Annotated in this window: 22 protein-coding genes; 10 read left to right on the top strand and 12 right to left on the bottom strand. The window is 67.6% G+C overall.

Annotation, left to right across the window (positions count from 1 at the left end; all coding sequences use genetic code 11):
• Position 1: 1 nt before the first annotated feature.
• Positions 2-985: a carbohydrate ABC transporter permease gene (locus ACQEUX_RS02475; protein ID WP_433040442.1), complete on the bottom strand. Its 984-nt coding sequence runs from the start codon at positions 983-985 to the stop codon at positions 2-4.
• Positions 982-2,271, bottom strand: a complete 1,290-nt coding sequence (locus tag ACQEUX_RS02470; RefSeq protein WP_433040439.1) for an ABC transporter substrate-binding protein — start codon at positions 2,269-2,271, stop codon at positions 982-984. Before ACQEUX_RS02470 ends, ACQEUX_RS02475 begins: the two co-directional genes overlap by 4 nt.
• Before the next feature lie 358 nt (positions 2,272-2,629).
• Here ACQEUX_RS02470 and ACQEUX_RS02465 point away from each other — a divergent pair, with 358 nt between their 5' ends.
• The 3 genes from ACQEUX_RS02465 (at position 2,630) to ACQEUX_RS02455 (ending at position 4,275) form a co-directional block, all read left to right on the top strand.
• Positions 2,630-3,334: a VOC family protein gene (locus ACQEUX_RS02465; RefSeq protein WP_433040436.1), complete on the top strand. Its 705-nt coding sequence runs from the start codon at positions 2,630-2,632 to the stop codon at positions 3,332-3,334.
• Positions 3,335-3,520: 186 nt separating this feature from the next.
• Positions 3,521-3,952: a hypothetical protein gene (locus ACQEUX_RS02460; protein ID WP_433040433.1), complete on the top strand. Its 432-nt coding sequence runs from the start codon at positions 3,521-3,523 to the stop codon at positions 3,950-3,952.
• A 47-nt stretch (positions 3,953-3,999) separates the two neighbouring features.
• A complete protein-coding gene (locus ACQEUX_RS02455; RefSeq protein WP_433040430.1) occupies positions 4,000-4,275 on the top strand; it encodes a hypothetical protein in 276 nt (91 codons plus the stop codon).
• Positions 4,276-4,799: 524 nt separating this feature from the next.
• Here the strand turns inward: ACQEUX_RS02455 and ACQEUX_RS02450 are convergent.
• Complete coding sequence (locus tag ACQEUX_RS02450) at positions 4,800-5,510, bottom strand: HAD family hydrolase (RefSeq protein WP_433040427.1); 711 nt, start codon at positions 5,508-5,510, stop codon at positions 4,800-4,802.
• Between the two features lie 39 nt (positions 5,511-5,549).
• A complete protein-coding gene (locus ACQEUX_RS02445) occupies positions 5,550-6,173 on the bottom strand; it encodes a TetR/AcrR family transcriptional regulator (RefSeq protein ID WP_433040424.1) in 624 nt (207 codons plus the stop codon).
• A gap of 167 nt (positions 6,174-6,340) precedes the next feature.
• Between ACQEUX_RS02445 and ACQEUX_RS02440 the strand changes: the two genes are divergently transcribed.
• Together ACQEUX_RS02440 and ACQEUX_RS02435 are read left to right on the top strand one after the other, a co-directional pair.
• Positions 6,341-7,543 (top strand): low temperature requirement protein A, encoded by a 1,203-nt coding sequence (locus ACQEUX_RS02440; RefSeq protein WP_433040421.1) that lies wholly within the window; start codon positions 6,341-6,343, stop codon positions 7,541-7,543.
• Between the two features lie 232 nt (positions 7,544-7,775).
• Positions 7,776-8,075: a hypothetical protein gene (locus ACQEUX_RS02435; RefSeq protein ID WP_433040418.1), complete on the top strand. Its 300-nt coding sequence runs from the start codon at positions 7,776-7,778 to the stop codon at positions 8,073-8,075.
• On the opposite strand, the gene ACQEUX_RS02430 is transcribed toward ACQEUX_RS02435, so the two are convergent.
• Together ACQEUX_RS02430 and ACQEUX_RS02425 are read right to left on the bottom strand one after the other, a co-directional pair.
• Complete coding sequence (locus ACQEUX_RS02430; protein ID WP_433040415.1) at positions 8,072-8,671, bottom strand: SMI1/KNR4 family protein; 600 nt, start codon at positions 8,669-8,671, stop codon at positions 8,072-8,074. The genes ACQEUX_RS02435 and ACQEUX_RS02430 overlap by 4 nt on opposite strands.
• 248 nt (positions 8,672-8,919) lie before the next feature.
• The gene (locus ACQEUX_RS02425; protein ID WP_433040412.1) at positions 8,920-10,773 is read right to left on the bottom strand and encodes an AfsR/SARP family transcriptional regulator; all 1,854 of its coding nucleotides are present in this window, start codon (positions 10,771-10,773) and stop codon (positions 8,920-8,922) included.
• A 558-nt stretch (positions 10,774-11,331) separates the two neighbouring features.
• Between ACQEUX_RS02425 and ACQEUX_RS02420 the strand changes: the two genes are divergently transcribed.
• On the top strand, positions 11,332-11,592 hold the full coding sequence (locus ACQEUX_RS02420; RefSeq protein ID WP_433040408.1) for a hypothetical protein: 261 nt from the start codon (positions 11,332-11,334) through the stop codon (positions 11,590-11,592).
• A 196-nt stretch (positions 11,593-11,788) separates the two neighbouring features.
• Here ACQEUX_RS02420 and ACQEUX_RS02415 read toward each other — a convergent pair whose 3' ends face one another.
• Positions 11,789-12,376, bottom strand: a complete 588-nt coding sequence (locus ACQEUX_RS02415) for a TetR/AcrR family transcriptional regulator (RefSeq protein WP_433040405.1) — start codon at positions 12,374-12,376, stop codon at positions 11,789-11,791.
• A gap of 84 nt (positions 12,377-12,460) precedes the next feature.
• Here ACQEUX_RS02415 and ACQEUX_RS02410 point away from each other — a divergent pair, with 84 nt between their 5' ends.
• The 4 genes from ACQEUX_RS02410 to ACQEUX_RS02395 all read left to right on the top strand — a co-directional run bounded on the left by ACQEUX_RS02410 (position 12,461) and on the right by ACQEUX_RS02395 (position 15,098).
• On the top strand, positions 12,461-12,877 hold the full coding sequence (locus ACQEUX_RS02410) for a nuclear transport factor 2 family protein (RefSeq protein ID WP_433040402.1): 417 nt from the start codon (positions 12,461-12,463) through the stop codon (positions 12,875-12,877).
• A 136-nt stretch (positions 12,878-13,013) separates the two neighbouring features.
• On the top strand, positions 13,014-13,436 hold the full coding sequence (locus ACQEUX_RS02405; protein ID WP_433040399.1) for a GNAT family N-acetyltransferase: 423 nt from the start codon (positions 13,014-13,016) through the stop codon (positions 13,434-13,436).
• A gap of 267 nt (positions 13,437-13,703) precedes the next feature.
• Complete coding sequence (locus tag ACQEUX_RS02400; RefSeq protein ID WP_433040396.1) at positions 13,704-14,363, top strand: hypothetical protein; 660 nt, start codon at positions 13,704-13,706, stop codon at positions 14,361-14,363.
• 300 nt (positions 14,364-14,663) lie between these two features.
• Positions 14,664-15,098, top strand: a complete 435-nt coding sequence (locus tag ACQEUX_RS02395) for an NADPH-dependent F420 reductase (protein WP_433040393.1) — start codon at positions 14,664-14,666, stop codon at positions 15,096-15,098.
• Positions 15,099-15,243: 145 nt separating this feature from the next.
• On the opposite strand, the gene ACQEUX_RS02390 is transcribed toward ACQEUX_RS02395, so the two are convergent.
• The 5 genes from ACQEUX_RS02390 to ACQEUX_RS02370 form a co-directional block, all read right to left on the bottom strand.
• Positions 15,244-15,510 (bottom strand): hypothetical protein, encoded by a 267-nt coding sequence (locus ACQEUX_RS02390; protein ID WP_433040390.1) that lies wholly within the window; start codon positions 15,508-15,510, stop codon positions 15,244-15,246.
• A 161-nt stretch (positions 15,511-15,671) separates the two neighbouring features.
• On the bottom strand, positions 15,672-16,016 hold the full coding sequence (locus tag ACQEUX_RS02385; RefSeq protein WP_433040387.1) for a hypothetical protein: 345 nt from the start codon (positions 16,014-16,016) through the stop codon (positions 15,672-15,674).
• Positions 16,017-16,841: 825 nt separating this feature from the next.
• Positions 16,842-17,330, bottom strand: coding sequence for a hypothetical protein (locus tag ACQEUX_RS02380; protein WP_433040384.1), 489 nt, complete (start codon positions 17,328-17,330; stop codon positions 16,842-16,844).
• 114 nt (positions 17,331-17,444) lie between these two features.
• Positions 17,445-18,068 (bottom strand): hypothetical protein, encoded by a 624-nt coding sequence (locus tag ACQEUX_RS02375; protein ID WP_433040381.1) that lies wholly within the window; start codon positions 18,066-18,068, stop codon positions 17,445-17,447.
• A gap of 21 nt (positions 18,069-18,089) precedes the next feature.
• Complete coding sequence (locus tag ACQEUX_RS02370; RefSeq protein WP_433040378.1) at positions 18,090-26,759, bottom strand: DNRLRE domain-containing protein; 8,670 nt, start codon at positions 26,757-26,759, stop codon at positions 18,090-18,092.
• Positions 26,760-26,825 lie beyond the last annotated feature (66 nt).

Raw genomic sequence — 26,825 nt, 5'->3', positions numbered from 1 at the left:
GTCAGCGCCTCTCCCCGTCGTCGCTGCCCGGGGCAGCGGTGCCGAACAGCTTCACGAAGATGAAGGCGATGATCGCCACGGTGATGAAGATCAGCACCGACATCGTCGAGCCGATGCCGAGGTTGAGACCCCGGATCAGGTTGTTGTAGGCGAGCATCGACACCGACGAGGTCTCGTTGCCGCCTGCGGTCAGCACGAAGATGTTGTCGAAGACCCGGAACGCGTCCAGCGTGCGGAACAGCAACGCGACCAGGATCGCCGGCTTCATCACCGGCAGCATCACCTTGGTGAACCGCTGCCAGGCGGTGGCGCCGTCGGTGGAGGCGGCCTTGAGCAGGTCCTCCGGGACCAGCGCCAGCCCGGCCATCAGCAGCAGCGCCATGAACGGGGTGGTCTTCCAGATCTCCGCCAGCATGATGATCGCCAGGGAGCTGGCCCGCTCGGTGAGCGGCGCCCCGTCGCTGAACAGGTTCGCGAGGTAGCCGGTGCCGGGCGTCCAGGCGTACCGCCAGGAGAACGCCGCGACCACGGTGACGATCCCGTACGGGATGAGCGCCGAGGTGCGCACGATGCCCCGCCCGACCAACGTACGGTGCATGATCAGCGCCAGCCCCATGCCGAGCACCAGCTCGACGGCTACGGTGACCACCGTGATCAGCATGGTCACCCCGAACGCGGTCCACCAGAACTCGTTGCTGAGCACGGTGACGTAGTTCTCCAGCCCGATGAACTCGCGCTGGTCCGGGAAGCGCAGGTCGAAGCGCTGCACCGACAGCCAGACCGAGTAGATGATCGGGTACGCGGTGACCGCGACCATGACCAGCGCGGCGGGCGCGCAGAGCAGCCAGCCGAGCCTGCGTTCGGCCTTCTTGTTCTCGCTCAGCGGCGGCTTGCGGCGACCACCGCGTTGCTTCGGTACGGTGGCGGGCCGGCGGGTCTCCTCGGCGGCGACATCGGCGCCGGTCGGCGTGGCGTTGATGCTCACGGCAGGACCCCCTTCGACTGGAGGGCGTCGGCGATGGCACCGCGCAGCTCGTCCGCGGTCTGCTGCGGACGGATCGCCGACGGCGGCGACAGGATCGCCGACATCACGGTGGAGATGCTCTGGTAGGCCGGGGTCAGCGGGCGGGTCGCCGGCTCCTTCAGCTCCTCCAGGATGGTGTCCTTCATCGGGTACGCCTCGGTCATCTCCGGGTCGTCGTAGACGGCCTCGATGGTGGGCGGCACGCCATCGTTGATGGCGGAGAACTTCTGGTGCTCGGCGTCACGGATGCACCGGGCCGCCTCGAAGGACAGCTCGGGGTGCTGGGAATAGGCGCTGACCGCCAGGTTGACCCCGCCGATGGTGACCTTGCTGGGGGTGCCCTCGTCGACGCCGGGGATCCGGGCCCAGCCCACCTGCGTGGCCAGCTCCGGGTTCGCCTCCTGCAGGGCCGGATAGACGAACGGCCAGTTCACCTGGAACGCACCCGCGCCGGACTGGAACTCCAGCCGGACCGGGTCCTCGGTGGCGTTGCTGAACGACGGCGAGGTCACGCCCGACGTGGCGAAGCGTTTGAGCTGCTCCAGCGCTCGAACGGTGCCCTCGTCCATCACGGCCTGCGTGCCGTCGTCGTTGAGGATCTTTCCACCGGCGCTCTCGGCGAGGGTGTTGTAGAGGACGACCAGACCCTCGTACTGGGCGCCCATGGTGAGCACCTGGTACGGCTTGCCCTGGTCCTTGAGCTGCTGCGCCGCACTGATCATCTGGTCCCAGGTCGTCGGCGGCTGAGGCACCAGGTCCTTGCGGTACCAGAGCAGCTGGACGTTGGTGTTCTTCGGCGCCGCGTACAGCTTGCCCTGGTAGCGGGCGGTGTCCAGCGGCCCGGCGAGGGTGCCCTGCTCGACCTCGGCCTTGTCCTGGCCGGTCCACTCGCGGATCCAGTCGGCGCTGGCGAACTCCTGGGTCCAGGTGACGTCGAGACCGAGCAGGTCCATGCCGGTGTCCTCGGCGGCCAGCCGGCGCACCATCTGCACCCGCTGGTCGTCGGCCTGCCGGGGCAGCACCCGGTAGGCGATCTCGTACCGCCCCTGTGCCTGCGCGTTGCAGTCGTCGACGACCTTCTGCAGGTTCTGCTCGGGCGGGTAGTACAGGTTGAGCGTGGGCGTACCGCCCCCACCGTCGTCGGCGCCGCACGCGGCCAGTGGCGCGACCAGCGCCAACGCGGCAGCCGCCGCCCCAAGCCGAAACATCGGCCGGCGTCGGTGTCGAGCCGTTTCGGGGTCCGTCATCGCCCTCCCCCTCTCTTCGGCGAAGACCGGGGAGGGCATCCGTGCCCCGGCGCACGGCGAGACGGTTCCGAGCCGGCTAGCTGCGGAAACATCTCGGCCCGGATGCTCTGTGCGGCTACTCTGCCCCACCTGCGAAGTCGCGAAACCTGGCTGCCACAGCGAGCGTCTGCGCAGCGAGTCGCCGTCTTTGCCCTGCGCCGACGCCGCGTGCGTGATCGACTCGGCTTCCTGGAAATCGCGCTATCACCACGCCGAGATGCCCCAGCTTCCAGAAAGCGGAGTCGATCACGCCCGGTACCCCCGAACTGCTGACCATCGGGGCGCTCGCTGCGGCGGCGAGACCTGGCATGCTGGCAGGGTGCTCGCACGCTTCAAGGATCTCTGCCTGGACGCCGCCGACCCGCTCGCACTGGGCGCCTTCTGGGCCCGGGTGCTCGACGGCGACGTGGCCGACGCCGGCGACGACGACACCCGGGTGGACCCCCGCTCGGCGCGCTCGGACGCGGAGTCGATCTGGGTGAACCGGGTGCCGGAACCACGCACCGGCAAGACCCGCGTACACCTGGATCTGCGGATGACCGACGCGGACCCGGCGGCCCTGCTCGCGGCCGGCGCCCGGCTGGTCCGCGAACCGGCCGGCGACGCCGACTGGTGGGTGCTGGACGACCCGGAAGGCAACCCGTTCTGCGCCTTCCCGGCCCGAGAGGGCACCCGGCCGGGCCCGTTCGAGCTGATCGTGGACTCGGCCGACCCGGCCGCCCAGGCGACCTGGTGGGCCGGCGTGCTCGGCGGCACCGTCGAGTACGGGTCGACCGACGCGTCGGTGACCGGCGCGTCCGGCTTCCCCTGGGATCATTGGGTGTTCGACGGGGTGCCCGAGCCCAAGACGGTCAAGAACCGGCTGCACTGGGACGTCGAGCTGGCCGACCCGGAGCCGATGGCGCTGATCACGGCGGGCGCGACACTGCTGCGGGAGCCGCTCGACGAGGCGCACTGGTGGTGGGTGCTGGCTGACCCTGAGGGCAACGAGTTCTGCGCTTTCGCACCGCGTCCCACCGGGTGAACGACCGACTACCCAGCGCGGGCAGCGTCGGCTAGCGTTTTCCTAGCGCCGCAGCCAGCGCGTTCGCCGCCGCCGTCGACACGCCTCCGGCCGATCCCAGCCCTGCCCGATCGGTTGGTAATCGCGGGAACGTCCCACCGCCGCTCCCCCGGTTCGGCAGGATCGTCCCAACGAGGAGGTGCCGTCGTGCAGGACACCCGCGCTCTCGCCCTGACGTTCGAGGTGAGCGGCCTGCCACCGGTCAAGACCGAAGCGTTGTCCATCTTCGCCGCCGGGCATCGGCAGGCGACGAGGGTCCGCACCCTGCTCCAAGCCGCTCTCGCGGCGGCCCAGCGCACCGGCTGGACGCCGTTGCCCGGGCCGATCGAGGTGGACCTGCTCCTGCGCTGCCCGCCCGGGCACCGTACGGCCGACGCCAGCACCCTGCTCGGCGGCGTCTGCGCGGTGCTGCAGGACAAGAAGCGGGTGTCGAGCATCGGCCTGGCCCACCTCGGTGTCCTGGTGGACGTCGCCCTCTACGACGACGACCGGCAGATCCGCCGATTGTCGTACCACGAGGAGCCGGCGGAGGACTTCTCATACCAGGTGCGGGTCGCCGCCGTACCGAACGGGGTTTGACCGACGTCCGCGGTGGGGTACCGCGGACGCCGACGAAGGGAGCACCGATGTCGGAGCCACATGTCACGCTCGACCCCCGCGGGCTCGACCCTGTGCAGCAGAAGCTGCAGGGCCCGCTGGAGGAGCAGCTGACCTCGGCGCTTCAGGCGGCCACCGAACGGGTCCGCGCCGACTACGGCGGGGAGCCGGTCGAGCAGGTCTGCCAGCGGCTGCTGGACGAGACCCGCTCGGGTTTGCATCCCGACATCGCGGCCGCCTTCAACCCGGACATGGACGAGTTCTGCCGGGTGGCGGTGGCGATCGTCCGACGCGAAGGATTCTGACAACCCTGGCCGGCACCCCGGATTCGGGTCAGCTTGGCCACCGCGATGCGCTTGAGCGTGCCGACGTTCGCCAGGAGGCGAGGCGGACGCATCACCGTGAAACCCGGGTACCCAGCTTCCGCACCCTGACCCTCACCCACGGAAACCTCCCTCAATATCGCCAGGGTGGTCGATTCGTGGATTGGGTCAGGACCGGGTCCGCAACTACCCGGCCCTGACCCTCGGCCGTCCGGCACGGGAGCGAAAGCTCAGCACCCCACCGCGCGGGCGTGGCACGACGCCACGCGCGGGTAACGGGGGAAAGCCAGCCGCTCCGCACTCAGCTCCACGGTGCCCACCCGCCGAACGCCGCCACGCCCCCGGCACACCCCGAAGGCCGTGAGCGCCGGCCCAGGTTAGGCAGGCTCCGACCGGCCGGACAAGCCATGGTGGACGGCTGACGGCGTGACTGATCCCAAGGTGAAAATCAGGCATGCCGGCGTAACGCGACCATGATCGCTGACGCTGTTCGGGTTTTGCTGCGGTCAGAAGTGCCGCAGCAGGTCACGGAACGCGGCGAGCCGCAGCACACCGCCGTCGGTCGGGTCCAGTTCGTCGTCCTCCAGCACCCACGTGTTCTCGTTCGGAATGAACACCGCGTTCAGCCCGGCCGCCCGCGCCGGCAGGATGTCCGACTTCGGAGAATTGCCGATCATCCAGGCGCCGGCCGGGGCGAAGCCGTGCTCCCGGATCAGCCACCGGTACGTATCGACGTCCTTCTCGGCGACGATGTGTGCGGCTCGGAAGTGGTGCAGCAGCCCGCAGGCGTCAAGCTTGCGCTGCTGCTCCGCCTGGTCCCCCTTGGTCAGCAGCAGCAGCTCGTGCCGGCCGGCCAACTCGTCGAGCGCGTCCGCCACGCCGGGCATCAGCTCCACCCGGTGCTCGATCAGGGCCACCGCCAGCCGGTCGATCTCCTGGCGCTCGGCGTCGGTGGCCGGCCGCTCACGCAGCCGCTCCAGGCACTCCGCGAGGCTGCGCAGGAAGACCTTGCTGCCGTAGCCGTGCGCCACCGCGTTGGCGCGCTCGATGTCGTCGAGGACGGCCCGCAGTTGCGCCCGGTCCAGGGTGGGATGGTCGAGCCAGTCCAGAAAGTCGTCGATCACCCGCTCGAAGACGACGTTGTTCTCCCACAACGTGTCGTCCGCGTCGAAGATCAACACCTGCGCCCGTCGACGGGCCACCTGCTCCGCTGTCATGCCGCCTCCTCGCGATCACGCTCGCCGCGGTGCGGAACTCTAGGGCACGTCACCCGACGCGCCCAACGAGTTTCCGTCCGCCGGGCACGGCCACCGCAGCAGCCGTTCCGCGATCAGCGCCTCCCGCTCCTCCTGCCCCTCGGGTCGCAGCCGGCCGCCCCGGGTCAGCATCACCACGCCGTGCAGCAGGCTCCAGCCCACCTCGGCGAGGGTGTCCGGGTCACGCCCCTCGGCCAACGGTGCCAGGGCCGCCCGCAGCTCGCCGAAGACGGCCCGCGGCGCGGCCGGCACGCCATCGACGCCGAAGGCCAGGTCGGGGGTCAGCGCGAGCATCGCGTCATAGACCTCCGGATTCGCGTACGCGAAGTCCAGGTACGCGGTCGCGACCGCCGGCCACGCCCCCTCGGGACCGCCGGCAGCCTCCGCGTGCGCCTCCGCGAGGTCGGCGGCCAGATCGGCGAAGGCACACACGGCGACGGCGGCGAGCAGCGCCTCCAGATCCGGGAAGTGCCGGTAGATGTCGCCGATGTCGATCTCGGCCCGCTCGGCCAGCCTGCGGGTGCTCACCCCCACCCAGCCCTCCGCCTCGGCCAACTCTCGCGCGACCGTGACGATGAGGTCACGCCGGTCCTGTTCGGTGGCCTTCTCGGCAGGTCCGGGCACGCACACGAGCGTAAGGGCGGACACCTGCCGTAGTCATCTGGTGACGGATTGGTGACTGCGGGGTGACCTGCCCACGTGCCGCAGCCGGCCCCTGGCTCGTTAGGCGAGGAGATCACCGCGACGGGAGGGCACGTGGTCGTTCGGCGGCACCGGCCCGTGGCGGACCGATGAGAGAGCAGGGCAGCAACGGGCTGCTGCGCAGCGAGGCCAGTCGCCAGCGGGCAACATTTCTGGAACTCTTTCTCGACCTGGTCTTCGTCTTCGCACTCACCCGGATCTCAATCCGGATGATCGCCGATTTCACCGACGGCCAGCGGGGCGTGTACGCGGGTCTCGGTCAGGCCCTGCTGCTGTTCCTGGCACTGTGGGCGGTCTGGTCGTTGACGGTCTGGTCGACAAGTTGGCTGGACCCGGAGGCGCCGATCGTCCAGACCGTCATCGTCATGACGCTGGTCGGCGCCATGACGATGGCCGTCGCGGTGCCCGACGGCTTCGGCGCACGGGCCTCCCTCTTCGCCATCACGTTCGTGACCCTCCAAATCGGCAGGGTCGTGTACTTCTACGTCGCCGGGCACGGCCGACCCGATCCGCAGCAGTCCATCCGAATCCTGTTCTGGCTCGGCATGAGCACACCGCTCTGGGTCATCGGTGGTCTGGTCAATTCGGGCACTGTCCGTGGGCCGCTCTGGACCATCGCGGTGCTGATCGACTACACCGGACTGTTCCTTGGATGGCCCACGCCCCGGCTCGGCGCGCAACGGCTCGGCGTCCGGGCGATCGCGGCCGAGCACCTGGCCGAGCGGTACCAACAGTTCCTCCTTCTCGCACTCGGTGAGGCGATCTTCGTCATCGGACTGGCGTTCAGCGGCAGCGAATTCCACGTCGAGCAGACGGGTGGTTTCATCCTGGCGCTGGCGACCACCGTCCTGCTCTGGCGGATCTACTTCCACGTCGCGGGAGGGTTGCTGGATGCCGCCATCAGTCGCGCGGCGAACGCGGCCCGGCTCGCGACCGAGATGGCGTTCGCCCACATGGTCATGATCTCTGGGATCGTGCTCACCGGCGTCGGTTTCGAACTGTTCATCACCGAGCCGCTCGCGCACCTCCCGGCGGCCTGGCTCATCGCCATCCTCGGCGGCCCCGTGCTCTTTCTCGCCGGACGATCGGCCCTCGAGTACCAGACCTTCGCCAGGATCTCCCGCTCCCGGATAGCCGGCCTGCTGACCCTCGGCCTGCTGACACCGGTCGCGCTCCACCTGCAGCCGCTCACCGCCGGCACGGCCGCCGCCGCGGTACTGCTCGGCGTCGCTGGCGCGGACGCGCGACGGTCACGTCGGCACCCACCGGAGACACCCACACCTCCGTACTAGTACGTCGTCAACGGCTCGGGGTGGTCTCACGCTCCCTGTGCGACAACTTTTCCCAGGGGACCACCTACGTGGCTGGGGCCGACTCGACCGGAGCCCTTCACCGGCTGACCTGACACAGCGAACCTGCGACTCGGTTCGGCGTTCGCCTGGGCACCAGCCGGGACGTCACGGGCGAAGCGTCGGGCACAGTCGACTCTGGTGACTCGAACCGGCAGGCTGCCAGGATTGGTCCGTGTCCCTGTGGGAGGTCATCTCGCGCATCGGCGCGCCGGTGATCGTGGTCGTCGGCGCCGCGGTTGCCGTGTTCGTCGCAATCTCCGACCCGCCCGAGACATTCTCCCGTCCACGGGGCTGGCAATGGGCGTGGGTGGGCCTGTGGCTGATGACTGCCGGCGAAGCGGCGGTCGGCGACAACCGGTCATGGTTCGAGCGCTCCTGGAAGGGTGCCACCGCGCTGCTCGTCGCTGTGGCCGTTGCCGTCGCAGCCTTCCGCCGCTACCGCTGGAACGCCCGGCGGGCTGACCGCGTCTAGTGGTCGGCTGATCGTGGTGCGCCGGAGTCGGGGTCCAAGCCCGCTTTCCAGCGCCTTTGGCTCTCGAGCCAGTGCACGTAGCGCGGCGAGGCGTTGCGCAGGTCGATGCTGAGAGGGTAGGGGTCGTGCTCGTTTGAAAGCAGCCGGCGGAGGAACTCGACCATGCCGCAGGGGAAGATCGTGAAGTCCTGCTCGGTATGTCGGCCGCAGACCAGGACGGGCCACCGGTCCGGGTCGGGGTCGGTGGTCAGCCAGCACAGGATGTCGGGGCCCGACGTGACGCCCCAGGCGAGGATGTGCTTCGGGTCGATGTCGAGGCCTTGCTGACCGCCCAGTTCCTCCCAGGTATATCGGGCGTTCTCCGTCTCCTCCTCGAAGGTCCCGGGGTCCCATTGGATGTACTCCTTGGGCAGCGGCATGAGGATGCTGACCTCGGCGAACGAGCCGGCGCCGTAGGTGGCCATGAAGGCCATGTAGTCGTGCGGGAACCGCGTGCCCCACCGCGCCTCTGCTGCCGACCAGTCGATTTCCTCGTCCGCGCCGAGATCTGGAGGCAGGATCCTGGTCAGCGCTGCGACACCCGTCGGGTCTTCCACGGCAATCCCTTCGACGACGTGGCCGAGAGCCTACGAGGTCGCACCGACACACGAGGGGCGAGCAGCGCCACGGACGTGCCTGTCGGCCGACTTCGCCACCCTGTGCGTCCCGGCCAGGGCCCAGGTCGGGCCCTGGCCAGGTCAGCCAGGTCAGCCGATCCTGCCGGCGCACTCGCCGAACTCGGCCTCGTCACCACCTGACCGATCGTCCCGTCCGTATCCCTTCCGCAGTGCCCGAGCAAGCCGGGTCAGCGCCGGACCGCCGTCGGGAGCGACCGCCACCCGTTGATCGGCTGCAGGGGCACGGACGGCAGCGCGGCCAGTTCGGCGGCGTACTCGCGGACCAACGCAGGGAGCCGGTACCCGGCCGGCTCATCGAGGTACACCAGGTGCGTGTCGATCAGCTCCTCGAGTGCCCGCCACGCCCGTTCGGTGTTGACGCCGAGCCGCGCCGCGGCGCCGTCCGGCAGCAGCTGCCCGTCCGGTGCGCCGCCGAGCAGTTCGAAGAGCCGACCGGCCACCTCATCCTCCGAGCGGACCGCCGCGATGCCGGTGGCGAGTCGATCCCGCATGGAGAGGTCACCGTGCGCCAACCAGTCCAGCCGGCGACGCCCGTCGCCGATCTGCTCGACCAGTCGATTCATGGGCAACGCCGGCCGGCCGGCCAATCGGGCGCCGGCGACCCGCAGGGCCAGGGGCGAGCCGGAGCAGTGCCGGAGCAGCTCGCGGGTCGCGGCGGGATCGGCGTCGAGGCGCTCCGGGCCCGCCAGCGCGCCGAGCAGGGCCCGCCCGTCGGCGTCACCGAGCACGCCGACCGTGATCCGGCGTACCCCGTCGAGGCTCTGCAGCTGGCGCTGGCCGACCACGACGAGCGCGGGCCCGGGACCGGCGGGGACCAGCGGGCGTACCTGCGCGGCGTGGGTGACCCCGTCAACCACCAGAAGGACGCGGCGACCGGCAAGCCGGGAGCGGAGCCGGCCGGCCCGCTCCTCCTGGTGTTGCGGGACGTCGGCGGCGGCGACGCCGAGGCTGCGCAGCACCCGGGCGACGACCTCCTCGCCCAACACCTCGGTCCGGTACCCCAGGTCGACGTAGACCTGGCCGTCGGGAAAGGCAGCCGCGGCGGTGTGGGCGGCGCGGACCGCGAGCGCGGACTTGCCGCCGCCAGCGGGCCCGCAGACGACCGCGACGGCGGGCGTCGGGCCGGTCACCGCGGCGACCACGTCGGCCAGTTCCCGGGTACGCCCCACGAAGGTGACCAGGTCCGCCGGCAGCTCACGGGGTGCCACCTGGCCCTCGTCGACGGCCGGCTCCGGCGTCCGGGCGACAACGACCGGCTCGGCCACCACAGGCGGCGCCCAGCTCAGCTCGGGTGACCGGTCGAGCATCGCGCGGTGCAGTGTCGCCAGCTCGCTGCCCGGCTCGATGCCGAGCTGGTCGTAGAGGCTGTCTCGGGCGGCCCGGTACGCCGACAGCGCGGCGGGGGTGTCGCCGCACCGGTAGAGGGCGAGCATCAGCTGACCCCACGCACGTTCCCGCAGCGGATGCGCCGCGAGGTGTTCACGCAGACCGGCGAGCAGGTCGGCGTGCTCACCGACGGTCAGCCGGACCTCGGCCAACTCCTCGAAGATCTGCAGCCGCTGCTCGTCCAGCGTCGCCCACCTGTTGTCCAAGGAGGTGCTGCGCGGCACGCCTCCACCGGCCGGCCCGCGCCACTGGGCGAGGGCATCGGTGAGCCGGCCGATCACGGCCACCGGGGCAACGTTGTCTCGTCCCGCCCGGGCGTCCGCCGCCAGTTGGAGGAACTCGACGACGTCCAGCTCACCCGCGGCCAACCGCAGCTCGTACCCGCCCGGGTGGGCGACGATCCGGTCGCCGACCGCGCGGCGCAGGCCGGCCACATGGGAGCGAAGGTTCGCCACCGCCGACGCAGGGGTAGGACCGGCCCAGACCATGTCCGAAAGCCGGTCCAGCGAGACCGGCCGGTTCGCATCGAGGGCAAGCCCGGCGAGCACCGCCCGACGCTTTGCGGCGCCCACCGTCACGAGCTTGCCGTCGACCCGTAGCTCCACAGTGCCCAGCAGTCGGACATCGATCTTCATCTCACCGCTCCCCCGTTGAACCTTGAGCGCGCTCAGGCTAGGCGGCGGCGCAGCGGCACGACAAGACTTGCGTGGGGCGACATCAGGGTGACAAACGTCTATGTTTCACGACGGCGTGTCGATGTAACGAAATTGGCGGGGAGGACGCTCCGGCGCGACATCTGCGCCTCCAACCCGACCGGCATTACCACGATCCCTACCCGTAGCGTCCGTCGTGAAAGCGAGAAGATCATCCACTTTGCGGAGAAAGGGGGTGACTACAGAACAAGCTGCCCGCGCCAGTCGAGCCGTAACCGATACACGGGGAAATCGTCAGCTGTTGCCAGAAGGGTGCGTGATCTACCGAGCCGGGCATGGGGCACCATAGCCGAATGCGCACGGGCTTTCCAACCAGAGGACTCGGGTTCGGCGGGAACAACGTGCGGGCCGATCCGCTGGTGGCCCTGGCTACTCGCCGCCCTTCCCTGCCGGTCTGCTGTTCGGTCGTGAGTTCGGCACAACCGATGGCGGTGCCGGGGCGCACATCTCGGCACCCTGATAGGTGCAAATGTTGCTTTGGTGATCGTCATGCACCCGATCAGGCGGCGCGGCTATCGCTTCCCAGAACCTGCCGCGCGCCACGTCGCGCCCGACGGACTGCACGTCCATCTCGGTGAGCACGGGCGTCCAGGACGCTGCCTGCACGCACCCTGGCCGGCCGCCGCCCAACTGAACCTCATCGAGGCCCTCTCGCGACGTGAAAAACCCATCGTTGAACATCCGCATCACGGCCACCGGCCGCGCCATGATCGCCGCTTCATCGACGCCGATGGTCGCTGACCGTGCCGCAGATCGCCAACCCCTCGAGCTTGCCCCACGCCTTGGCGCACTACTCGAACGGGCTATTCCACATCGGCCAATGAACTCAAGTCTCGCCAGCGTCATGGAGAACAGCTCAAAACACCTTCTTGTACGGCAGGCGTGGTTCGAGATCTCGGCCGAAGCGTATCGCCAAGGCGGCGGACGCCACGGTCACCTACAGCGGCTCCATCGACGCCGGTGGAGGTGTGGTCAGGCTTTGGAAGCACGGGCGCAGCAGGTCGATGATCTGCTCGGGTGAGGCGTCCGCCAGGTGCGTGAGGCGCAGCAGGTACCGCTCGGCTATCACGCCGTGGATGATCGCGCTGAGCAGGCTCGCGCGCAGGTCGGCGTCGGGTGTCGGGATCGCCTCGGTGAGCTGGTGGAGCTGGGGCTCCCCGGCGGCTCGGTACCGATCGGCGGCGTCGGCATTGGTGAGCATCGAGCGCAGCACCGCCAGGGAGGCCACCGGCTCGCCGGTCAGGCGTCGGCCCAGCGACGTGAGTAGTGCCTCGGCCACCTCGCCTGAGGTGCCGGCGGGCAACTCGTCGGCGGGCACCTCGACGGCCCGGGCGAAGAGCAGGTCCTTGCTGCCGAAGTAGTGCATGACCAGACCGGCGTCGACACCGGCAGCCGATGCCACAGCCCGGATCGTGGTCCGGTCGTAGCCGAGCTCGGCGAAGATCTGGCGGGCCGCGGCGAGGATGCGCTCCTCGCTCAGGAGGCGCTGCTGCGCTCTGGTGGGGCGGGCGCTCGACTCGGTCACGGGTTCATTCTACGGCCGTTGACCGACGGCTTCTTACGTTCTACGCTCGTTCAATCAACGAGCGTTGAACGAAACGGAGTGGTCATGACCGCCACGTCACGGGAAGTCGTCGAGCAGATCCTGCGCGCGAGCCGCGAGCAGGACACCGAGGCGTTCGTCAACCTGTTCGCGTCGGACGGCTATATCGAGTGGCCGTACCGACCAGCAGGCATCCCGGGCCGCGTGGAGGGCCGCGACCAGATCCGCGAGTTCCTCACCGCGCAAGCCAACGGCCTCGTCAAGTTCGACGACTACCGCAACACGGTGATCCACGAGACCACCGACCCGCAGGTGGCGATCGTCGAGTACGAGGCTCACGGCACCGTGATCCCCACCGGCGCACCACTGCACCAGACGATCATCGCCGTTCTGCGGATCAGGGACGGCCTGGTCGTCTCGTACCGCGATTACCTCAATCCCCTGGTACTGGCCGAAACCCTGGCCAGCGTCGGCAACGTTTAGCGGCAGCCTTCAGCCGGGATCTTGGCCCGGGCAGACGGTACCCGGGCACGGCCGGACGGACGGAGAACTGCCAGTACCTCTGCAGCCCGGCCGGCTGGGGGCACCGCCAACGACGGACTCGCCTAGACTCCGCCGGGTGATCGTGCGGAGAGCCAGCGCGGCAGACGTGGCGGCGCTCGCGGAACTACGCGGTATCGATGGGGACAATCTCAGCGCATACGCCGACTGGGTGGGCGCCCATGCGGACACGCACCTGCCGTTCGTCGCCGAGATCGACGGGCACGTCGTCGGCGCCGCCTGGCTCCTCCTCGCGCAACGGGTGCCCAGTAACGAGTCGCTGGACCGGTGGTACGGCGACATCCAGTCCGTCGAGGTCCGCGAGGAGCACCGTAACCGCGGTATCGGCGGTGCGCTCATGGCCGCGATCCTGACCGAGGCCCGCGCGCGAAGGCTGCTGCACGTGACCGTCCACTCCGGCCGCCGCGCGGTCGACTTCTACCTGCGCAACGGCTTCAGCCACCACCGTCAGATCCTGATCTGGGAACCGACCGCCTCCTGATCAAACCCGTCGACCAGCACCCGCGCGACCGCCAGACCGAGGCGGCCAGCCGGCCCGCAGCAACGTCGACTCTCGACCACGACACGCCAGGACTCTTCATCCAACGGCAAGCGCAATGACTGAAAGAGGCTTGCCCGACCGCGCCAATCCCAGAGCTGTCGACTCTCGGCCATCCCTCGCGCAATCAGCTTTTGGGTCGCCGTCGCAGCCCCGGGATGGGGCCAATCCATCGCGGAATCCGCCGGCGCCGACTCGTAGGCTTGCCTGGTGACCGTCTACGACACAGCCGCCAAGCTGCCACCAATCGATGCGGTCGGCGACCGCTCCCGAGCCCTGGCGATGCTGGACTCGATCATCGGCGGCGTCTACTACGACTACAGCCGAAGACGGGACGAGAGCGAAGTGGCCTCGATGCGCACCGGCAGCGGCGAGGAGTACGACATCGTCTTCACCGCCGACGGCGCTTTCATCCGCGGCGTCTACCACGATTCACCAATGCACAACCACACCGGCGGCCAACTGTGGCCCGGCCTGCTGGAGGGGTTGCCCCAACAGTTCGCCCCGCTGGTGCGCGAGCCCGCGTTCTGCCACGAGGACGGCACGCTCGACGCCACGTTCGTGCTCTGGCGGCGCTCCGCGGACGACCGGTGGCACGCGGGCGAGGGCATCGACCTTTCGCCCGCCGACGACGAGGAGACCGATCCCGACGGGGCCTGGCTGCTCGACATCCTGTGCGATGGCGCCCCGGAGGAGTACCTGGAGTACGCCTGGTCGGTCTACGACCTCGAGCTGGACAGAACCGTGGTCGAGCAGATCCTCACGCTGCAGCCCCTGACCGATGAGGTCATCCGGGCGCTCAATCCGCGGAAGCGACTGGCGGATCTGCGGGAGCGGGCGGCGGAGCTGGACTACCCGATCGCGACCTGACCTCGAACGACATGCTGCCCCGATCTTTTCGACCCGGGTCGCCCCGTTCTACGGCTCATAGTTGAACGTGCACGACGCACCACGTACGGTCCACCGACGCCGCCACTCCCGCACAGACTTCTGCACGATCGTCGTCGCTCGGCTAGGCAGCAGCGCAGCTTGGTCAGAATTTCCAAATCCTATTCCTCCGCGGCGTCAGCCCGCTTTCGTAACTCCTCCGCTATGCGGTCCCAGTCTGGGCCGCGACCGTCTGGAATCACGGCCGCCGCTGCTGAAATTGTCGTCAACGCGCTACCCGGTGTGGTGTCCGTCGAGGTACTCGGGGGGTTGCGCCAAGCCCTGGCCGACAAGGTGCTCGTTGACATCGCCAACGCCGTGGAGCAGGGGCCGGACGGCTTCGCGTCCCGCCTGCTCTACCACAACCTCGCCGCGGAGCTTCAACGCCTGCTTCCCGATACTCGCGTGGTCAAGGCGCTGAACACGGTGGGACCGGCGGCGTTGATGGCTGACCCCGTCAGCTTGGCCGTACCGCCGTCGACCTTCCTATGTGGCGACGACGCGGATGCCAAGAAGACGGTGGCGGGGATGCTCACCGACCTTCGCTGGGCACCACAGCGGATCATCGACCTCGGCGGCGTCGAAACTGCCTGGTGGCCAGAGTCATTTGTGCTCATGGTCCGCCCGCTCATCACCGCCTTGGGACCGGTCCCGTTCGCGCTGGCGATCGCCCACTGAGCCATTGCCAGTGGACGGCCGGTCGCCGTCTGGGGTCAGGTGGTGTGGCCGTGTTCGATATGTAGGAGTACCAGCGCGGCGGCGACGACACTGCCGATCTGGCCGGGGTCGAGGCTGACATGGCGGAGTGCCTTGAAGGTCATTTTCAGGATGGCGTCAGATAAGCGCCGTGGTTGTCGGCGTTCATCTTCTTGGTGACGTCGTGCGACCGGTTGCCGTTGAGATCGTAGTCGAGGACCGATTCGGAGACCAGGGTCGTCCCATTCGACTTCTTCTCCGTCTGGGACTTCAACATCCCGTCGAGGAAGTACGAGTAGTCGACGGTGTCGCCGTTGCCCTTGACCTCCTCGAGCTTTTCGCCCCGGTCGGTGTAGAGACCGCCTCGGGGGTTGACCGCCAGGGAACTCCCCACATCCCCATATCCACCCAGCCCATGCGCTCGATCTCAACGGAGCTTCGCCCATATCCGACACGCCAACGCGGGCATCATCACTCCCCGCCACTATCGATCATGAAACGACTGTGCGGAACGATGCCCACCGGATGGACATCCGGTGGGCATCGTCGCCATTCTCAATCCTGATCCTTCTCCAGCGATTCCGCTCTTTCATTCAACGCTGCGGCGATTTCATTCCAGTCGGGACCGAAGTTTCGCAGATCCGTCGCCGCCTCTCTCAGCAGAGCCACGTCGTCCGGCCTCTGTAGACAGGCCATCCGGTACGCGAGATTGCGCGCCCACACCGGTAGGCCCATCCAATCCTCGGCGAGCACGGTATGGAGCACGGCGACGATTTCATCCGCCGGTGTGAATGTGATCACCTCGACGAACTCCTGCTCGATGTTCCTGACCTCGGCCAGACCGCGCTCGCCGAACTGACCCGACGACAACGTCCGAGCCAGGTCAAGCAATGTTTCCACTCGGCCTCCACATCCCCGTCAGTTGAGCCAGCATGTGCTGACGCCGACCCTATCAGGACCGATCTGGACTGCGTTGTAGGTGATCGATTTCCCATCCACATCGATCGCGCGTTCCGCCGTGCCCACATTTCGCCCGACTTGGGGAAGCGCACCGCCACCCGACTTGAACTTCTCGATATCAGCGATGATCGCCTGCTCGACCTGGTCCGGGGTGAGGTTGGCGCTCAGCAGATCCGTACCAGTGCGATGCGGACGGTGAATCCGTGCCCCGTGTTGAACTGATAAGTCGTACCGTTGGACTCCCAATCCCTACGCAGGTTTCTATCGCCCGGGTCGAGTCCGTTGGTCTTGGTGACCTTCGGGCCGCCTCCGGCGCCTCCACCACTTATCTACAACTTCATCAAGCGCGCCAGCCGCACTTTTGTCTACAAGACTCCGCGATAGCCGGCGAACCACCCAGCCAAAGAGCCATGACGGTGCCGACCATGCCAGGTCTCGACTTTCCGACAAAGAAATCAAGCCTGCCATGTCCGTTGCGGCCCTCCAACCGTGAAAACTCGCCCCCAAGCGGAGCAATAAACTCTTCCACCTTCACTACCTGCTCTGGCGTAAACTGCGATACATCCACCAAAACGTAGTACGCCTTGTCGAGACGCTTCGTAATCTGGTTCTGCGACTGCGACCACTGTCGGGGTCAAAATATTGGCTCGAGAAGTTGCCTACAGCATCATAGGTTGCCCCGGAGGCGACCTATGGCGTGGATCAGGAGGTAGGAGCCGCCCCGATCTCCAATCGACACCTCTGCCCCTTATTCAGACTGACACATCAGCAATCACCTCGGATATGCGGTTTTGGCCAGAATCCAGAGCGGCGCCGAGGCAAGCGCCCGGAACGGGCCTTCAGCTTCCCGTCCGGGAAGTACGACCAGCTCATGGTCCGGTTGGAAGAGCCGCCCGCCGACGTCAACATCCGGGCCGTCTGCGCACCCAGTTCGTTGTAATCGTACGAGGTGACGATGTCCCACGGGTCCGAGGAGGACTTCGCCCACCCGTTGTCGTAGTAGCTGTACATGGTGTCGTTGCGCACCGACTGCCCCGCCGACGGTGGCGCTGACATCGTCGCCAGTCGGCCCACCTCGTCGTACGTGTAGGTGGTCTTGTCGGCAGTGGTGTAGCGGGCGTCGTCCTTGTCGTACGCCGACTGGGTCTCCTTCACCCGGTTCAGCGCGTCGTAGACCGTGACCTGGGCGAAGTCGTCCGGGTCGTCGGTGGTCGCCACACCCCTCGGACTGATGACCTTGGTCGTGTTGCCCACCTGGTCGTACTCGTACCTGGTGACCCGGTACGAGATGGTGCCGGAGACGTTCAGTCCAGCACGTAGTCGGTTGAGGCCCGGCCGTCATCGGCCGGGCCTCAACTCGTGGTCGTGCTATCCGTAGTTGTACATGCCGGCGTAGGGGTCGGGCTCGCCGGTCCACGGGTCCACCCCGGATCGCAGCCGGCGCATGTACTCCGTCCGGGTCAGGAAGGTGGCCCTCCTACGGCCGAAAAGGCTGACGTCACCCAGAGGACAGGCAGGGAAGTCGCCTTCCAGGTGGCGGACGAGAAACTCGACCATGCCGCAGTCGTAGCGACGCCAGATGGCCTTGCCGCGGTTGTAGAGCAGCACCGGCCATTTCTCGGGGTCCGGATCGGAGGCGTCCCAGCACAGGTTGTCGCCACTGGAGTCCACGGCCCACAGGATCAGCCGTGGGGTCGCGCCCTCAAGGTCATGCTCCTTACGGCCATCCTGCCACAGGACCCTGGCGAACGCCGTGCCGGCACGCATGTCAGCGCCGTCCCCGTCGGGCGGTTCGACCCAGGGCTCCGGTGTACCGATCACCAGATAGTCCTCGATCATCCCCGCTCCATAGATTGCGATGAAGCGCTGGTACGCGGCCGGGAAGGCTCTCCCCCAGGACTCGGCGATCTCGTCCCAGTCGACCACCGTGTCGCTCTCCGTCACGGGCGGCATGAGACGCAACAGCGCCTCCAACTCCGCTGGTTCAGGCATCACGTCTCCTCAGCTCGGCGATCAACTCATGCCCCCAGTTGGTACCGGAGCACCGGTGTTGGGATCATTGAACGCTCCGAGGTTAGTCCCGTTGTACGTGTTCGGAACGATGTCGTCGATCGCGATGCCAGGTGTGCCGTCAGGATTCGTGCCATAGGCGGTGATGTGGAAGCCGACCGGCACCGTGCGGTTGGCGTCGTAGAGCGGCGTCACGGTGTAGTGGACCGTCTGTTTGCCTACTTCGACCGCTCGTCGGACCTGGCCCTCGTATATGGCCATGCTGGTGCCCTTGCTGGTGCCCCTCCAGTTGGCCTGCGCGGAACACGTGGCCAGGTTCTTCGGATCGGTGCCCGACCCGCCGAGCTGATTGGCGAGCAGGTGGCAGTTGTTGACGTCGTATGGCACGTTGCGACTTCCGAGGTGACCGACGGTCCGGCGGGCCCAGTTGTATCCCGGCGGCCTGACTGTGTCGGTCGTCTCCGTTCCACCCTCGATGCTCTCCGCGGTCAGGCAGGCCTCCACACCGGTGGCACGGTTGCCGTTGCCCGCGTCGGTGTCGCCGTGCGCGACCCAGCCCTTGCCGTCACGGGTGCAGTCCCCCTTCTCGTCGGTGTCGGTATCGGTGCCAGGGCCCGGCGGGCGGCGGGTCGGCGTGGGCTCGGGCTCCGCCTCGTCCTCGGTCCAGTCCCAGGACTGGACCTCCTCGGCCACCTCCCTGACGGCTTCCCTGATGACGACGTAGGCCACCACGACCACCACCACGACCGCAAGAATCGGGAGCGCGGCCGCGATGGCGAAGTGCCCGTCGATCTCCACGTTGCTGATCGGGTTGCCGCCGGTGAAGGCGTACCGGTTGCCGGTGAACGGGTCGCTGCCCAGCCCCATGTCGGCCAGCGCGCCGTTGTACATGTCCCGGGTGGTGAAGCGGTTGAGCCCAGGGGAGTAGTCCCGGAAGCCCATGTCGTAGGTCTCCGAGTTCGGGTCCCACCGCTTGCCGTTGTACCGGAACGAGTTGTACTGCTCCTTGGTGGGGTTGGCCGGGTCGGGCTTGTCGATGCCGGTGAACTCGGATTTGTCCTCATTGCCGTAGGCGGTGTACCCGTACGTCGCCTTGGTGTCCCCGTCCGCGCCGGTCAGCGTTTCGACGTCGGTGTGGCTGTTGTAGCCGTAGTAGCTGTCCTCGCTCGTCCCGTCGTCGTTGTGCTTGACCTGTGACAGGCGCTGTCCCCACGGGCTGTACTGGTACGACCTGCTGAGCTGCCCGTTCACCTCTTCGAGCAGGACCTCATCGGACAGGCCCAGGTAGGTGTAGTCGGTGGTCTTGCCGTCGGCCGCGGTGGACAGGGTCCGGTCCAGCGGGTCAAAGGTGTACTTCGTGGACTTCGTCGTGCCGCCGGCATCACGCTGCTGGGACTCGATGACCCGGTCGAAGCCGTCGTAGACGCTGCGGGAGACGACCTGGCCGCCCCGGGTGACCGACTCCTGCCGGCCGAATGGGTCGTAGGTGAATCCGGAGACCGCCCCGTCTGTGGTCGAGGTCTGCAGCCGGTTGCGGTCGTAGCGGAACGTTGTCGACACGCCGTTGGCACTCTGGCTGATCACGTTGGCGTTGTCGTCGTGGACGTACGTCTCGGTATTGGCGCCGTTGCCGGTCTTGACCGACTTGGCAATCCGGTCCGCCGGGTCGTAGGAGAAGTCAGTGGTGGAGGAGAGCATCGCCGAGTGGTTGTCGGCGTTCATCTTCGCCGCGACGTCCCTCGCCTTGTTGCCGTTGGCGTCGTACTCGTACGTGTGCGAGGCCACCACCGAGCCGTCGGCCTTCTTCTCAATGGAGCTGCGCACCGACTGGTCGGCGTAGTACGCGGTGGTGACGACGTTGCCGTTGCCCTTGGTCTCGGTCGCCAACTGTCCGCGGTCGGTGTAGGTGTACGACGAGACCGCCGGCGACAGGTCGTCGACCGAGTCGCCGACGGACACCGACGCGACCTTCTCCCGCAGGTCGTAGGTGTACTTGGAGAACTGCTTCGGGTGGCTGACCGTCAACGGGTTGTTGAGCGGGTCGTACGTGTAGCTCGTCGTCCGCTTCGCCTCGCCATTGACCGCCTCGGTCACCGACTTGACCTGGTTAAGCTCGGTGTAGGCGAGGGTATACGCGTCGATCGCTGCCCCGGGCGAGTTGTCCTCGATCGACGTCAGGTTGCCGTTGAGGTCGTAGGCGTACCGGAAGTCGTGTTTCTCCTCGTCGATCTCCCCGGACGTGTCGCGCACGAGCTTGACTCCGTCGGCGACCACGACGCCGTCGGCGTTCTGGGCCAGGGTCAACTTGGCGCCGTTGCCCTGGGTGAAGTCGAAGGCTCCCAGGCTGAGCCAGGTCCCCGCCCCGCTGGTCTGGTCCACGGTCTTGTCCGTGGTGCCGCCGCTGTGCGTGAGCGAGAACTTCGCGGCGGTCGCTGCCCCGGCCACGGCCGGGAACTTGACGTACGCGGTGTACCTGCCGTCCTTCGGGATATTCAGCGTCCAGGTGAACGTGTCCGTTCCTGCGCCCGCCGCATGCACCTGGTGGTCGATGCCCTGCTGCCCGGCAGCTTCGGCGGTGTCCCACGTCCCGGTCGTGGTGACGTGCTGGACGTCGGAGTTGTCGACCAGCGGGACCGCGCTGCCGACCGGCACACCGTCGTCGGTCTTCGCCTTCAGGGCTCCGTTCGGGTAGTACGACCAGCCCATCGTGCGGCTGGTGTCCCCGTCCGCCGAGGTCAGCGTGCGGGAGGTCTGCAGGCCGAGTTCGTCGTAGTCGTAGGTGGTGACGATGTCCCACGGGTCGGTGGAGGACTGGGCCCACCCGTTGTCGAAGTAGGTGTGGGTGGTTTCGTTGCGGGCCGTCTGCCCCTCGGACGGCGGCAGCGAGATCTTGCTGACCCGGCCGACCTCGTCGTAGAAGGTCTGCGTGTAGACCTCGGCGTTGCTGTACCGGCCATCGGCCGGGTCGTATGGCTGGAACTGCTTGACCGGCCGGTTCAGCGCGTCGTACTCCGTGCGGGCGGCGAAGTCGTCAGGGTTCGCCGTCTGCGTGCCCCGCGGGGTGATCACCCGGACGGTGTTGCCGACCTGGTCGTACTCGTAGCGGGTGGTCCGGTAGACGATGCCGTCGCCGGTGCTGGAGTGGGGGACTTTGACCTCGACCTGCTTGCCTCGCTCGTCGTACACGTTGAGGGTCTCGTTGCCCTCGGCGTCACGGACGGTGAGGGTGAGCGAGTCCTTGTCGTAGGTGGTCGAGCTGGTCTTGCCGAGCGCGTCGGTGACCGAGACGAGCCGGTGCCGGCGGTCGTAGGCGTACTTCGCGGAGTAGTCGTCCGGGTCGGCGGTCGCGTTCTTCTTCGGGTCGATGACCATGACCACGTTGCCGACGTTGTCGTAGCGGTAGGAGATCCTGTCGCCGAGGGCGTTGACCACGTCGGTCAACTGGTAGATCTCGTTGTAGGTGTTGGTGGAGGTGTAGCCGGTGGTGCCGTAGCCCTTCGGCTCCGTGGTGGTCAGAACGTGACCGGTCTTGTCGTACGTGTAGGTGGTCGTCCGCCCCGGCGCGAAGTCGGAGTCCTTCGGTGCGGTCGCGGAGACGATCTGGTCAGCGTCGTCGTAGACCGCGGTGGAGACGGCGCCGTTGGGTGCGGTCGCCTTGGTGACGTTGTCATTGGCGTCGTACTCCGGTGCCGGCGTGGTGATGAACTCGCCGGCCGCCTGCTTCTTCGGGACCTTGTTCAGCAGAGGGCGGCCGAAGGTGTCGTAAGTCTGGGTCGTGTCCTTGCCGAGGGCGTCGGTGACCTTGAGGACCTGGCCGCGCTCGTCGTAGACGAACGTCGTCGACTTGGTGAGGGCGTCGGTGATGGTCTGCGGGTAGCCGTTGGGGTCGAAGCCGGCGTTGGTGGTGGTGTTGCCGTTGGCGTCGGTCGCCGTCAGCGTCTGCCCCCACTCGTCGTACGTGTAGTGGGTCGTGTAGTCATTCTCGTCGGCGGTGGTGTTGCCCTTCGGGTCCGTGACCGAGGCGAGGTCACCGTCGGCCTCGTACCCGAAGGTCCACTTCCGTCCCTCCGGGCTGGTCTTGGTGACCGGCTCGGCGACGTAGCCGTTGAGTTGGCGTTGGTAGGTCAGGACCGTGCCCGGGGTGTTGTTCTTCACCGCCTCGGCGTCCCTGGTCTCCAGGGGGTAGCCGGTCTTCTGGTCGTACGTCCAGGTGGAGACGGCGGTGTTGGCCTCTTCGAGGCGGACGACGTTGTGGTCGTCGTCCCAACCGAGCTTCGTGATCTCGGACTTGGCATTGGTGGTCTGGACGGGCCGGCCGTAGCCGTCCATCTGGTACGCGGTCGCGTGGTTGTCTGCGTCCGTGACCGTGGCGTTGATGTTCTTGCCCTGCGGGCCGTCCGGGTCGACGTAGCCGAACTGGGTCGGGTGGCCGAGCCGGTCGGAGTAGGACTTGGTCGTCCAGTGGAACATGGGGTCGTCGCCGGTCTGCGGGTAGTTGTAGACCAGGCTGGTCGGGTTGCCGCGCGGGTCGGTGACCTTGACGAGCTTGACGTTCTTGTTCCCCTGCGTCATGTCGTAGGCGAACTTGAACGTCTTCGGCGTGCCGTTGGTCGACCCCGCACCATCGATCAGCTCACCCAGCAGACCCTTGTCCGTGTAGGTAAAGGTGAGCTTGCGCCCCGAGATGTCGGTTATCTGCGAGACGTGGTCGATGATCTTCGGGTTGGTCAGGTTGGTGCCCGACTGCCGCGTCCAGGTGGTGTCGTTGATGTAGTCGAACGACTGGCCCTTGGCGTAGTAGTCGATGGTGAGGGTCTTCCGGCCGGCCGCGTCGGTGAGGTACCGCAGGAACTTGGTCGGCTTGTTGTTGGACTTGCGCTCCTCGTAGGTGAACGTCATCGTGTTGCCGTTGTTGTCGACCGTGCTGGTGAGGAAGCCCTCGCAGTCGTAGTAGAACTCCGTGCGGTCCGGCTTGGTCAACCGCCATGCCCGCGGCTCCTGCGTGTTCGGCTTGCAGTCGAGACTGGTCACCTTCTCCAGGTACAGGTGGACACCCTTGGGGCTCTTCCACTCGTTTGCCGCCGCGTCCCAGGTGAACCAGTGGCTGGTGCCGTCACCATCGGTGAGCGTCACCTTGGTGGGGTTCGGGTTGGGGTGGAAGTCCAGCGGGGTGCCCAGGCGCATCATCGACGACGCCTGCAGCGACCAGCCGAAACCGGCGACGCTGTCGGTGGTGTCCAACGAGTTGTACGACATCCGGACGAACGTCGCCAGACCCCGCGACGGGTTGTTGAGCGCGTTGTACGACCAGACGGTGTTGCCGGCGTACAGGTTGTTCATCAGGGTGCCGCCGGCGCCGGTGTTCTTCCCCGCGTACGAGTAGAACTTCTCCAGACCCAGCTGGTCCGAAGTGGGCTCCTCCACCGCCACGTTCTGCGGCAGCGGCGTGATCGCCGGGACGGTCTCCGACAGCTTCTTGGTGGTCAGTTTGTTGCGCAGGTCCCACTGCAGCACGTAGTCGGTGCGCTTGTTCCCCTCCGTCGACGACGGCGGGGTCTTCACCTGCGCGGTCACGTCGACAGTGCCACCGGCCGGGATGCTCTTGGGCAGCGGCGTCTTCAGCTCGTAGGTGGTGTCGGCGCCGTCGGTGGTGCCGTCGGCCCGCTTCCAGTCGTACGCCAGCTCCCAGTCGCTCGGGTTCCAGGCGGCCAACGTCGGGTTCGACAGGGTCACCGGCACGCTGTACGTCGAGTTCGGCGTGGTCAGCGTCGGCGTGGCGGCCGCGTAGTAGGTCGACTCGGCGGTCTGCTCCAGGTAGGTGACCTCCAACGTCGGCCGCAGCAGCGGCTCGGCGCCCTCGGAGGACAGCAGCATCGCCCGCGCGGTCTGGTTCGCCTCGTCGCGCTGGCGCAGCAGCAGACCGTAGTTGCTGGCCGGGGTCTTCACCCAGCCGTCGACCGCGTTGGTGACGTCCCAGGTCTCCCACTCCGGGTCGTTGGTGAACCCGTTGAAGCTGGCCTTCCACGCGGTGTCGTAGTCGCCACCGGCGGTGGTCCACGCGTTGGTGCCGTCGTAGCTGTTCCAGGTTGCCGACGTCTCGTTGAAGGCTCGCTTGAGCTTGTAGACGTCGACGTACTCGTCGGTGTCCGTGCCCGGGTACAGGTACGTGTTGTACATCCGCAGCTCGGAGTTCACGATCTTGGCGTCGGCCGGGATGCCGGTCAGGGTCGGGAACTTGACCAGGCCGCGGGTGTCGCCGTAGTACGGCGAGTTGTTGCCCGGGCTGACGTACGGGTCACCGTCGTAGACGTCCACGTTCTCCGTCGGCCGTCCCGCCGACAGGGTCGTGTCGGTCTGACCGGTGCGGTAGATCCGGGTGATCTGGCCCGCCTTCGGCAGCATCGCCTGCTGCGTCGGGCCGGCGAGCAGCTGCCCGTCGCGGGTCTTCACCGCGACCATGTAGTAGTAGAACTTCCGGGCCATCGGGTCGGTGTTGTCCGCCGCCGTCGGCACCGCCGTGGTGTCCTGATACGTCCTGGTGCCGGTGGAGACCGGGGCGATCAGCGTCGTCGCCGACGGAACGAAGTTCTGGTGGACACTGCGGTGCACCTGGTATTCGACGATGTCGTCACCGGTCGACGTGGACGGGTCGGCGTACGCCGGCCAGTCCAGCAGCGCACCCGTCGACGCGATCGTCGTCGGGGGGTTCACCGTGACACCCTGCCGGCCGTACGTCACGACCAGCTTCGGGAGGTTGAAGTCCCGGCGGTCGTTGTTGTAGGCGTACTCCGAAGCCTCGTAGATCGGCCCGCCGCGACCCTTGGTCGCCTCGTCCAGCGCCTTGACCATGAACCCGTAGTTGGCCGTGCCGTTGACCCACTCCTGCACCACGTTGCGTACCGGGAAGGAGTTCCACACGCTGGACTTGGCGTACTGCTTCACCGCGCCGGCCTTGGTGAACCGCACCGCGTCGGCGTTGGCGGTGGTGCCCGGCACGCCGTTGAGGACCACCTTGCCGGTGGTGCCCGCCACGAACGGATGCGTGCCCAGCGTCAGCCATTTGCCGGCGGCAGTCGGGGTGGTCTGATTCACCTCGTACTTCTTTGACCCGCCCGAGTAGTACACCGTGTAGGGGGCATTCGTCGGCCGGTCCGACTCGCCTACATAGTGGACCTCGACCTGGTAGTTGCCCGACTCGGTGATGGTCGGCACCCAGGTGTGGGTGTCCGTCGAGAGGCTGCTGGAGTGGTACTTGTAGTCGCCGTTGATCCCCTTCGGCGCCAACGTGGTGTTACTGGAGTACGGCCACGACCCGGTCACCGAGGTGCCGGCGTCGCCGTCGTCCTTGGTGACGGTGTTCGCCGCCGGTGCACCGGCGAGCTTGTCGCTCATGGTGGCCCACGTCGCGGTGTCGTCGGTCCAGTCCGCGGTCACCCGGTGCGCCTGCATCGGCACGTCGTAGGCCCAGTCGGTGTGGGTCTGCGAGTAGTACAGCTGAAGCTGGGCGTCGTCGATCGACGTGTTGTCCGGGATCGTGTCCAGGTCGAACTTCAGCAACGAACGCCAGGCGGCCGTTGCGGTCGTGCCCACGTTCAACTGGTAGGTGTCGTTGTAGTTCGTGGTGGTGGCACCCGAGTAGATGGCCACGTCCTGGGCGTCGTCCGGCACCGGTTGGATCTTGATGGTCGGGTCGATCACCACCGGGTAGACCCGGGCCGGGTCGGCCAGCCACGCGGCGTCCGCGGACACCGTGACCGTCGTCTGCCCGTACATCTGCTGCACGCGCTGGGAGACCTTGTCGCTCCACACCTTGCCGTGCGGCGACGACGTGTCGTCCTTGTCGTCGTACATGAACGGCGCCGGCATCACGAAGACCGGCTCACCGCCGTCCGGACCCAGGAACGCGATGGAGCCGTCCTGGCGCTGCTGCGCGGTGAGGCCGGCCGTGTCGAGGGTGAACGTGTACGACACCGGCCCGGCGGGGGCCTTGCGCAGCACGATCTTTTCCTTGAGGGCGGTGGCGGTGACGTCGTAGACGACGTCCGCACCGCCGGCCAGGCCCCGGTAGGTGACCGTCGAACCGGTGACCTTCGGGCTCACGCCCTTGGCGGCCCCGGCCAGGCCCAGCTCGATGCTGCGGCCGTTCTGCTCGAAGCGGACCAGTTCCTTGGAGCTGTCACCGAAGAGGCTGGTGAAGGTGTTGGTCCGGTTTCCCTGGACGTAGCCCTTGTCGTTGGTGGGCCTGACCATGGTGTCGATGGGCTGGAAGCGGCCCTTGGAATCCTTGTAGTGCAGCGGCACCGCGGAGATCTCCGCCTGGGTCCGCCCATCGGCGAGCTGGTAGACGCGGCTGTTCGCGGTGCGCTTGCCGGTCAGCTCCTTGACTCGCTTCTGCGGCGGCCACACCTTGGCCGGCGGCGGCTTCTCGTGGACCGCCAACGCGGCGCTGATCGCCTCGGGCCTGGCCCGGTCCGATCCGCCACCGCCCACCAGGCTTTCGGCGGCCTTACCGACCCGGGAGAGGAAACCCTCGTCCTCCGCGGCGCTCGCCGTACGGTCCGCACGGTCCGTAGCGTTGGGATGTTGGTCCGGTAGGACCTCCATCCCGCCCAGTGTGGCCACCAGGGCCAGCGCCAGTCCCCCGATCAGGGGACCCCGCATTCTCTTCTTCACCCGTTTTCCTCCGGTCTGGAGACAGACACGTCGGGTGGAGGCTAGGAACGGGCGATATACGGACCG

It is taken from the genome of Micromonospora sp. CA-259024, assembly GCF_050936255.1.
Lineage (GTDB): Bacteria > Actinomycetota > Actinomycetes > Mycobacteriales > Micromonosporaceae > Micromonospora.
The sequence above is the reverse complement of the archived record's forward strand: the minus strand, read 5'-3'. Positions and strand labels throughout refer to the sequence as shown.